The organism is Prosthecobacter sp., assembly GCF_029946185.1.
Taxonomy (GTDB): Bacteria; Verrucomicrobiota; Verrucomicrobiia; order Verrucomicrobiales; family Verrucomicrobiaceae; genus Prosthecobacter.
In genome coordinates this window covers 51,868-61,904 of record NZ_JAQSEA010000071.1, presented here as the reverse complement: position 1 = coordinate 61,904, position 10,037 = coordinate 51,868, and the positions used below count along the sequence as shown (strand labels likewise).

Below are 10,037 nucleotides of genomic sequence, written 5' to 3'. Positions count from 1 at the left end.
GCCAAAATAGGCGGCATGAACCGCACGCTTGCTGATCCTGCTTATCGCCAGAACCTGAAGGCGCTCTACCGCGACACGCTGCTGCATGACGTGATGCCGTTCTGGATGAAGCACGGCATGGATCCTGAGTTTGACGGCATCATCACCTCGCTGGATCGCGATGGATCGATTCTGGACACGGACAAAAGCATCTGGTTCCAAGGACGCGCCGCTTGGACGCTAGCGACACTCTACAATAACGTGGAGAAACGCAGCGACTGGATCGAAGCGGCGGGGTCGTGTCTGGCGTTTCTGGAGAAGCATGGTTACGCGACGGATGGCAAAATGTTCTTCACCGTGACGCGCGAAGGCAGGCCGCTGCGCATGAGGCGCTATGTGTTCAGCGAGGCCTTTGCGGCCATCGCGCATGCAGCCTACGCGAAGGCGACGGGAGATGAAAGCTACGCCGAACGCGCGAAGAGGGATTTCGCCACCTATTTAAAATTCTCGTTCGATAAAGGCCTCATGCATCCGAAGATCGAGCCGAACACACGCCCCATCATGGGCATTGGCGCAGTGATGATCGGCATCGCCACAGCGCAGGAACTGCGCACAAACCTCGGTGACGTGAAGATTTCCGGCCATAGCTGCTCGGAGTGGGTAGACCGTTTCATTTTAGAGATACAGCAGTTCTTCTTCAAACCGGACATCGGCGCATTGATGGAGATCGTTTCACCAGATGGGTCGCTGATTGACCATTTCGACGGGCGCACGCTAAATCCGGGCCATGCACTGGAGTGTGCGTGGTTCATCCTGCATGAAGGCCGCTCGCGTGACGAAAAGAGCTACATCAAGCTCGGCCTAGAGATCCTCGACTGCATGTGGCAGCGCGGCTGGGACACGGAGCATGGCGGAATCTTCCATTTCCGAGATGTGCAGGGAAAACCCGTGCAGGAATACTGGCACGACATGAAATTTTGGTGGCCGCACAACGAGGCCATCATCGCCACGCATCTCGCCTGGCACATCACGGGAGATGCCAAATATGCCCAGTGGCACCAGCAGGTGCATGACTGGAGCTTTGCGCACTTCCCCGACCCAGAGCATGGAGAGTGGTTCGGCTATCTGCATCGTGACGGCACCCCTTCGTCCCAGTTAAAGGGGAATATGTGGAAGGGGCCGTTTCACCTACCACGCATGCTGTGGTACTGCGGGCAATTGCTGGAAGAACGGGGCATGACCTCGGATTCCTTGTAACAAAATTCTAAGCGCGGGGTTGAGCAACTGAGCGGCTCCCGCTAGTTTCAGCAAAACCATGGCCATTACTATCGACGACATTCTCCAAGCCGCCGAAGAGCATCAGGCGAGCGATATTTTCCTGCAGGAGGGAGAGGTGCCCCGAATGAAGATCGCTGATCAGCTCATGATCTTTGGTGATGACCCGCTGCTCATGCCTCAGATGGCCGGGCTCTGGCAGGCCTGCGGTGGGGACACCCTCAATGACACGGACCGCGACTCTGGAATGGTCTCCCGCACCCACGTGCGCTTCCGTGTCAACCTGCACAAGGTTCTGGGCCGTATGGCTGCTGTCCTGCGTCGCATCCGCACGGATATTCCTGCACTGCAGGAATTGGGCGCGCCGGACTGGCTGCTGCAACGCTGGGGGCAGAAGCAAAACGGCATGATCCTCGTCACCGGCTCCACAGGTCAGGGCAAATCAACGACACTTGCGGCGCTGCTGCAGTGGATGAATGAAAACATTGCCCGCCATGTGGTGACGATCGAGGACCCGGTGGAGTACATCTTTTCCAACAACCGTTGTCTGTTCACGCAACGTGAGGTGGGCCGCGACACACCGACGTTTGCACGCGGCTTGCGCAGTGCCATGCGTCAGGCGCCGGACGTCATCTTCGTGGGAGAAATTCGCGACCATGAAACGGCTTTCACCGCTCTGCAGGCATGCGAAACCGGCCATCTTGTGCTCGCATCAATGCATTCCGCCACCGTCTCCGACACGATGGAGCGTTTTGTTAACATGTTCCCACCGGACCAAGTCGGCATCGGCCTGCACCTGCTTTCACATCAGCTGATCGGAGTATTGTGCCAGAAACTCGTCCAGAATGTCCAAGGCAAGCTCGTCATGCTCACAGAACACTTAGAAAACGGCGGAGCGGTGCGTGACTGGATCGCGAAACGCAGTGTCGCGGACATCACGGACTACATGAGCCGTGGCACCGACCCCAACACGCGCACCTTCCTTCAGTCCACCATTTCAGCATTCCTCGGAGGCGTTATCTCAGAACCCGAAGCCATCGCCTCAATCGGCAACGAAGCCGAATTCCGCCGTGCCGCCCGCGGCATCTCCTGATCCACTCTGCTTTCATCATGCGCGCCCACGATCTCATTGAATACCTAGTCATGGTCACTGATCAGGGTGGCTCGGACCTGCATCTCAGCGTGGGCGCCGCCCCCACGGGACGCATCTTCGGTCAGCTCCTGCCACTGACGGACGAAATCCTCGATGTCGGTGACATTCGCGACTTGGTCTTTGGCGTCTTAAAAGAAACCCAGCGGGTCAAGCTGGAGCAGGAATGGGAGCTGGACTTCGCCATTCAGGTGGCAAATCTGGGGCGCTTCCGTGGCAATGCCTGCTACGTGCTTGGGCGTATCGAAGCGTCCTTCCGTTTTATTCCCGAACTGATCCCTGAATTGCGAGATCTGGGTCACGGCCCGACGATGGAAAGCCTCTGCACTCTGCGCGATGGCCTGCTCCTCGTCACGGGCAACAGCAACTCCGGCAAGACTACGACACTGAGCTCGATGACACAGCACATCTCAAGGGAGAGGCAGGTCAACATCGTCAGCATCGAAGACCCCATCGAGTACGTGTTCAAACATGCCCGCAGTCTCATACGGCAGCGCCAGGTGGGCAGTGATACACACAGCTTTGCGCAGGCACTGCGCAGCGCATTGCGTCAAGACGCCAATGTCATCATCATCAGCGAACTGCGTGATCTTGAGACGATCAGCACCGCCCTGACCGCCGCCGAGACCGGTCACCTCGTCATCAGCACCCTGCACACGCAGGATGCTCCTTCGACCATCATGCGGGTGATGGACGCCTTCCCGGAAGATCAGCAGGACTTCGTGGCCTCGCAGCTGGCCAACTGCCTGCAAGGAGTGATCTGCCAGAGCCTGGTGCCGCGGCTGGATCAGGAAGGACGGGTGATGGCCTCTGAAATCATGGTCAATAATCAGGGCATTGCCTCCTGTATCCGCTCCCGTCGGCTCCAGCAGCTTCCCAGCCTGATTCAAATTGGTGCCAACGACGGCATGCACACCATTGATGACAGCCTGACCCATCTTGCGATCCACGGCTTCATATCTCTCGACGATGCGCTACTGCGTGCACGAGACAAAGATTTTGTGAAAACCGGCTACGATAGCAAGATGCGTGAACGGAAGCGCTGAACCACAAAAAAGCGGAACCGTTTCCCGGTTCCGCCTTTTCAAACGCTGAGCGTGTCAGCGTGGTGATTACTTGTTCTTGGCGTCGAACTTGGCTTTGCACTTTTCGCAGCAGAAAGCGACTGTTTTACCGTCTTTGCCTTTGCTGGTAATGCTGGAGTCAGCAGGCTTGCCGCTGATTGGACATGTTTCGGCGGCCATGGCGACCGAAGCGAAGGAGAGGGCGCAGATAGTGAGCAGTGTTTTCATTGAGGTGTATTGGGTGTGTCCGGTAAAATGACCAGATACTGATCCAAACGAATGAATTGGGCGTTTCTTGTCGATCTTTAATCTTTCTCTGCCGATCACCTGAGCGAACGCCGGGAATCCAGCCACGCTCTTCCACCACGTTCAGCCATGAGTTTCCTCTCCCGTGAAGCCACCGTCGCCAGCCCCGGATTCAGCCGCTGGCTCGTGCCACCCGCCGCCATCGCTCTTCACATGTGCATCGGACAGGTGTATGGCTTCAGTGTGTTCAAGAAACCGCTCGCCAGAGCGCTGGGCATCACAGCCCCCATCCCCGGTGACTGGACTGAGGCCGATATTGGCGTGGCGTACTCGATTGCGCTCGCGCTGCTCGGCCTGTCTGCGGCGTTCTTTGGCAAGTGGGTCGAACGCAGCGGCCCACGAAAAACGATGCTTGCCAGCATGCTCTGTTTTTGCGGCGGTCTGGTTATCACTGCGCTGGCCGTGCGCTGGCACCAGCTATGGCTGATGTATGCGGGCTATGGCTTGATCGGCGGCATCGGTCTGGGCTTGGGTTACATTGCACCGGTCTCCACCTTGATGAAATGGTTCCCTGACCGCCCCGGAATGGCCACCGGCATGGCAATCATGGGGTTCGGTGGTGGCGCGCTCATCGGTGGCCCGCTAGCCGAGGAGCTGATGAAACACTTTGTCTCCGACATCTCCGTCGGTGCCAGTGAGGCGCTGCTGGTGATGGCGGGTCTCTATGCCATCTCCATGCTGTTCGGGGCATTGATCGTGCGCGTGCCGCCTGAAGGCTGGAAACCTGCTGGCTGGGTGCCGACGGAACATGGTTCAAAACTGGTCACGACGGCGAACGTCGCCGTGGACACCGCCTGGAAGACACCGCAGTTCTGGCTGCTATGGGTCGTGCTCTGCATGAATGTGAGCGCCGGTATCGGCATCCTCGGGCAGGCATCGCCCATGATTCAGGACATGTTCAAGGTCACGCCTGAGGCTGCGGCCGGATACGTAGGCCTGCTTTCGCTCTGCAATCTCGGCGGCCGATTTTTCTGGTCCACCCTGTCTGATCTCATCGGGCGCAAGGGCATCTACTGCATCTACTTCATTCTCGGGGCCGCCTTGTATGCAAGCGTACCATGGATTCAGGGCCGGGGCAGCGTGACGCTCTTCGTCGTCGCCACCGGACTGATCCTCACGATGTATGGCGGCGGCTTTGCCACGATCCCGGCCTACCTGCGCGATCTCTTTGGCAGCTACCAGGTCGGTGCCATCCATGGCCGGCTCATCACCGCCTGGTCGGTGGCCGCGATTCTTGGCCCCCAGCTCATGGACCGCCTTTCCGTGGCGAACAAGAAGACCATGCCACCCGAGCAAGCCTACAACTCAGTCTTCCACCTCATGATCGGCCTGCTCGTCGTCGGCTTGATCGCCAACCTGCTCGTCCGCCCCGTCGATTCTAAACACCACCTCGCTGAAAACGCCCAAGCCTGATTCGCCATGAAAGCCCTCGCCCTACTCCTCGCCTGGACCTTTATCGCCGTGCCGCTCGGCTGGGGCGTGATCAAGTCCGTACAGAAATCGTTGCCGCTGTTTGGCATCACGGCAGTTGCGAAGTAGCCCGGCCATCGCTTTGTTGAGCCCCACATGCTTTCGAACGTCACCTTCTTCCTCGCCCGCCGCTATCTGCGCGCGAAGCGTTCGTTTGTTTCCATCATCACCGTCATCTCGATCCTCGGTGTGGCAGTCGGTGTGCTGATGATGATCGTGGTCAGTTCGGTCATGAAGGGTTTCGAAGGCGAATTCCGTAAAACGCTCATTGGTTCAGAACCGCACATCCTGCTGCATCCGCTGGATAAAAAGCCCACCGATGTCAAATCCGCTACCGACGTGCTCACCAAGCTGCGCCAGCAGCCGGATGTCCTCGCCGCCAGCAGCTACATTGGCAGTTCCATGTTTGTAGAGCACGATGGCCTGCAGTCTGGAATGGATGTCCTGGGCCTGCCGGAGGATGGCGCGAAGTTCTATATGGCCAAGGTCGCCAAAAACAAAGGCGAAGGCTCGCTGGAACTCACTCCCGGCGGTGTGGTCAGTGCCGATTACGTGGCGGGCGGGCTCAATGCGCATCCGGGAGACATGATCAGTGTCTATGCCTCCAGCAATGTCACCAGCGCAGTGAAACGCTTCCGCATTGCCTCAGATGAGCAGGACGAAACGAAACGCCACGCTGCCTATGAGGAGATCAAGCTGAATCCCAGGGAGATCAAACTGCTGGGCACCACGCGGATGGAATCCGCCGGCACCTACGGCTATGTCACGCTCGAAACGGCGCAGCAGATCTTCGGCTTTGGCGATCAGGTCAGTGGTGTGCTGATCGAACTGAAACAACCAGGTGAGGTCAAGGAAGTCCTCAACCGCTTCACCGCTGCTGGTGTGGTTCCCGCCACATGGACCGCCTCGCTATGGACCGATGCTGGCGATGCACGACTGGCCGCCATGAGCAATGAACGCGTGATGATGTGGATCGTGCTTCTGATCATCGCCGTCGTGGCCGCATTCTCGGTCATGAATACGACGATCACCGTCACAACCCAGAAAAGGCGTGAGATCGGCGTCCTTACCGCGCTCGGCTCGCGTCAGAGTCAGATCATTGGCATCTTTGTTTCACAGGCCGCCTTCGTTGGCATTCTCGGAACGCTGGCGGGACTCGTGCTCAGTGGACTTGTGCTGCAGTTCCGTGATGACATCCGCATGGGCATCGCGGTCCTGAGTGGTGGCCGCGCCAATGCCGACTCCGGCATGTTCCTCGCCACTATCCCGGCACAAATCGAACCTTGGTTCATTGTTGTCACCTGCCTGGGCTCCATCACCTTCTGCCTGCTCGCCGCCCTGCCACCCGCCTGGCTGGCATCACGAGTGGACCCAGCGGTGGCGCTGCGGGATTGATCGCCCTCTTCCTCGATTCTACCACTTCACCAGCACCCACACTTTCCGAACTCACGCCAACACACCTTTACTGTCTCCGCTCCAAATTCTTCTCTCAAAGCTCCGTGATCGAGGACGAGTTCGAGTAGGAGGACGAGAACGATTCCCAAGCCAACCATGACCAGCGCCCCCCTCTTCCTCGCCTTGCGCTACCTGCGGCCCACGCGCTCATTCATCTCGGTCATCACCGTGATTTCGATGCTCGGCGTCATGCTCGGCGTCGGCGTGCTGGTCTTTGTCATGTCCGTCTTCAGTGGCTGGCAGCGCGAGTACCGGCAGATGCTCATCGGCTTTGAGCCGCATGTCATGGTGGAGCCTTTGGGTGCGCTGGAAGGCGACCCCGGCGAACCTAAACCCGTCGATTGGCGCGAACTGCGGAAGACCCTAGCACAACGTCCCGAAGTCGTTTCCGCCGTGCCGGTGGCAGACAAAACAAGGGACGGTCGCCTCGGTATTCTTGTCGTTGAAAACTCCGGCAGCCTGCAAGGCGTCAGCGTCATCGGCATGGCCGATGAGAAAGACAACGGATTGCTGCAAAAGCTCAAAAAACACATCGCTGAGGATAAGCTGGGCAAAACCAAAATTGAAAATCCATACGGAGAGGTTGTGTTTCGTGAAGGACACTTCGACCTCAGTGAAGACACCATTGTCCTTAGCGACAAATTCGCGAAGGAGCTTGGCGCTAATGTTGGCGACACGCTCGTCGTGCATGCCGCAGAAAGCGTGAATCAGTTTATCCAAAAGTACCGTGAGATCCCCGAAAATGAGGACAAGAAAAAGCGCGCTGCGGCTCTCGACGACGTCACTATCCTGTCAAAGGATCTCACACTCATTGCCACGCTGCGTGCTGACACCGCCGGAGAACGTGGCTACGTGCCGCTGCATGTCGCGCAGGAGTTCTTCAATCTCGACAGCAGCATCAGCGGCATCGAACTGGAGCTGAAGGACCCGGACGATGCTGCGCGCGTCATGGACTCTATGTTCCTGTCCGGCGCGATACCTGACAGCTGGGGCTACCGCACCTGGGAGCAGGAGCACGGCATGATGCTGGAGTCTGTCGAAAATCAGCGCACGATGATGTGGTTCCTGCTGCTCTTCATCATGCTCGTGGCCGCCATCTGCGTGATGAACACCACCATCACCGTCACGGTTAAAAAGCGCCGCGAGATCGGCATCCTCACCGCTCTGGGCACGCGAGCGTGGCAGATCATCGCCATCTTTGTCTCACAGGCCGGCATCGTCGCCCTCGTCGGTGTCGCCGCCGGACTCGCGAGCGGCTTCTTCGTGCTCAGCATTCGCAACTGGATCCGCGATCAAATCTCCAACATCACCGGCCGCGACATCTTCCCGCAGGACATCTACTTCCTCTCCAGCATCCCCGCCCACACAAGCCTCAGCGACCTCCTCATCATCTGCACCACCGCCGTCGCCCTCTGCCTGATTGCCGCCCTTGTTCCTTCATGGTTCGCCGCACGTGTGGACCCTGCGGTGGCATTGCGGGATGGGGGTTAGGCTTCGGTGAATCACATCACGCGCTTGCGCCATTGCTCCAACCGCTTCGCCAGCGTCTCCGCCGTTACGGATTCAGCGATGCCGTCGATCAGGGTTTTCTTTTGATCAAAGATCGTCTCCCCTAGCACCCGGTAGTAGAACTGGCTCCCGGACTGCATGTTGGTATCGTGAATGAAGCTGGTAAAATGGCGCGCCTCAAAGGTCTCGCGCCATGAATAGAACGACCCGATGCGGTTCAGGATGCGCAGCTCGCCCGCTGTGATTTCAACCCGGCGGCTGTGCAGCAACGGCCACAAGCCGGCCCCGAGAATGAGCGGTGAAGTGAGGCCCCAGATGAGCCGAAAGATCAGCGGAGCTCCCTGATACGTCATGAACACAAACGCGGCGAACCAGATGCTGCCAAACAGCAGCAGAAACCCACTCATGGAGCGGTTCCGGCCCGCTGGACAGTCGAGGAGTGTGGGGTTGCCACCCGAATCAAATTCCGCCTTGATGCCACGTGTCTGCAATCGCGAAACGAGATCGTCCGTGCTCAAAGCAACGACCACTGCAGGGGGAATTGTGACGGACTCCCCTTCCTCGCCTATGGCTGCAAACATCGGCAGCGGGAGGACCGACGGCTTGCCGCCTTGGGAAGAACTGACTTCCAGCATCCACTCGTGACGCTGGCTATTCGTCGTGGTGGCGGAGGCTTGATCTACGACAGAGCCTGGCAGTCCACGCGGAATCTCAATGCGCAGTGGCAGGGCCACACCGCTGCTGTCACGTCGCGCCTCGGCTGCGGATAGCGTCTCTTTGTGCTCCCAGATCGTTTCCTTGGACCACATCTGCGAATTACCGCTGCTGCGTGTGATATGCCGCTGGCAAAGCACACGCACAGAAATCGAGTTCATGGGCGAAAGCACCCGGTCAAATTTCAGATCGCCTTCCAGCGCAGCCCCTGTTCTTGCCGGAAAACTCTTGAGCTGCAAAGACGGATGCCCGAAGGCGAGGCGCAATTTCACCCGCTTCCAGGCAATGCGAAGGGGAATCAATGCAAGCAATGACGGCAGCAGCGCAAACACGGCCAGCGCTGACTTCGCCAGCTCTCCGCCAAAAACCACCGCGAGCGCCAGCGGCAGTTGCATCGCTAAAATCCAGCCTGCGGCACCGAGAATCATGGGCAGGAAGTCCTTCGTGGCGCGAATCGTTTCACCCACCCACTCCGTCCGCCAGCGCCACGGTTCATCAGGATATTGCGCTCTCAGCTTTTGGTTTAAGCGCTCCTTGCGCGACTGCAGCCAGCCCCCGATGGAAACCAAAAATCCCACCAGTGGGAAGATCGTCGGAAATATCGACATGATGAGCAGCAGGCCCCAGCGGAGCTCACGAAACAGCACGGCCTGCTCCGGCTTGGACGGATTGACAAAGCAGCGGAACGGCTGGTCGTTGCCCTCGAATGGCTTGAGCCGCTGAAACGCCTGCTCCTGAAAGTCGCCGACATTGTCAGAACCGCCGAGGAAGCTCACATCTTTACCATGGTACCGGTGCCGGTCGAAATCGTAGCGATAACTGGCTGCCACGCTATAGCTGGTGCCTCCTTCGTCGCTCGTGGAAGACTTGAGCTCTGCAGATTCAATCCAGCACGGCACCTCCTCCCAGCCACGTGCCGACCACCACGAACTGATCGCCGGAAAGTAAGTGAACGCGCCGATGACCAGACCCGCCAGGATAAAGGGCAGACCAAACAGGACCGCGCAGCCTCCACTGAACTTTTTCGCGGAGCGGGCCGAAGAACGAGAGGTGCGTGTCATCTTCGCACCATGGCACAAACCGACTGACTTCCGCAACAACCGCGTATGATGCAG

At 58.5% G+C, this 10,037-nt stretch carries 8 protein-coding genes; 6 read left to right on the top strand and 2 right to left on the bottom strand.

The window, feature by feature from the left end; all coding sequences use genetic code 11:
- The first annotated feature begins 15 nt into the window (after nucleotides 1–15).
- The 3 genes from PSV43_RS05160 to PSV43_RS05150 are packed head-to-tail and all read left to right on the top strand — an operon-like array spanning nucleotide 16 to nucleotide 3,450.
- Nucleotides 16–1,236: an AGE family epimerase/isomerase gene (locus PSV43_RS05160; protein ID WP_300194466.1), complete on the top strand. Its 1,221-nt coding sequence runs from the start codon at nucleotides 16–18 to the stop codon at nucleotides 1,234–1,236.
- 58 nt (nucleotides 1,237–1,294) lie between these two features.
- Nucleotides 1,295–2,347 (top strand): ATPase, T2SS/T4P/T4SS family, encoded by a 1,053-nt coding sequence (locus PSV43_RS05155; protein WP_300194465.1) that lies wholly within the window; start codon nucleotides 1,295–1,297, stop codon nucleotides 2,345–2,347.
- Nucleotides 2,348–2,364: 17 nt separating this feature from the next.
- Nucleotides 2,365–3,450 (top strand): PilT/PilU family type 4a pilus ATPase, encoded by a 1,086-nt coding sequence (locus tag PSV43_RS05150; protein WP_300194464.1) that lies wholly within the window; start codon nucleotides 2,365–2,367, stop codon nucleotides 3,448–3,450.
- Between the two features lie 66 nt (nucleotides 3,451–3,516).
- On the opposite strand, the gene PSV43_RS05145 is transcribed toward PSV43_RS05150, so the two are convergent.
- Entirely contained in the window at nucleotides 3,517–3,696 is a 180-nt protein-coding gene (locus PSV43_RS05145; protein WP_300194463.1) for a hypothetical protein, read from the bottom strand.
- Between the two features lie 147 nt (nucleotides 3,697–3,843).
- Between PSV43_RS05145 and PSV43_RS05140 the strand changes: the two genes are divergently transcribed.
- From PSV43_RS05140 to PSV43_RS05130, 3 genes are all read left to right on the top strand, one after another.
- Nucleotides 3,844–5,187: an OFA family MFS transporter gene (locus PSV43_RS05140; RefSeq protein WP_300194462.1), complete on the top strand. Its 1,344-nt coding sequence runs from the start codon at nucleotides 3,844–3,846 to the stop codon at nucleotides 5,185–5,187.
- A 153-nt stretch (nucleotides 5,188–5,340) separates the two neighbouring features.
- Entirely contained in the window at nucleotides 5,341–6,639 is a 1,299-nt protein-coding gene (locus PSV43_RS05135) for an FtsX-like permease family protein (RefSeq protein ID WP_300194461.1), read from the top strand.
- Nucleotides 6,640–6,795: 156 nt separating this feature from the next.
- Nucleotides 6,796–8,190 carry an FtsX-like permease family protein gene (locus PSV43_RS05130; protein WP_300194460.1) on the top strand — a complete coding sequence of 465 codons (1,395 nt, stop codon included), beginning with the start codon at nucleotides 6,796–6,798 and terminating at the stop codon, nucleotides 8,188–8,190.
- Nucleotides 8,191–8,201: 11 nt separating this feature from the next.
- Here the strand turns inward: PSV43_RS05130 and PSV43_RS05125 are convergent, their stop codons facing one another.
- The gene (locus PSV43_RS05125) at nucleotides 8,202–9,983 is read right to left on the bottom strand and encodes a DUF3592 domain-containing protein (RefSeq protein ID WP_300194459.1); all 1,782 of its coding nucleotides are present in this window, start codon (nucleotides 9,981–9,983) and stop codon (nucleotides 8,202–8,204) included.
- Between the last annotated feature and the right edge of the window lie 54 nt (nucleotides 9,984–10,037).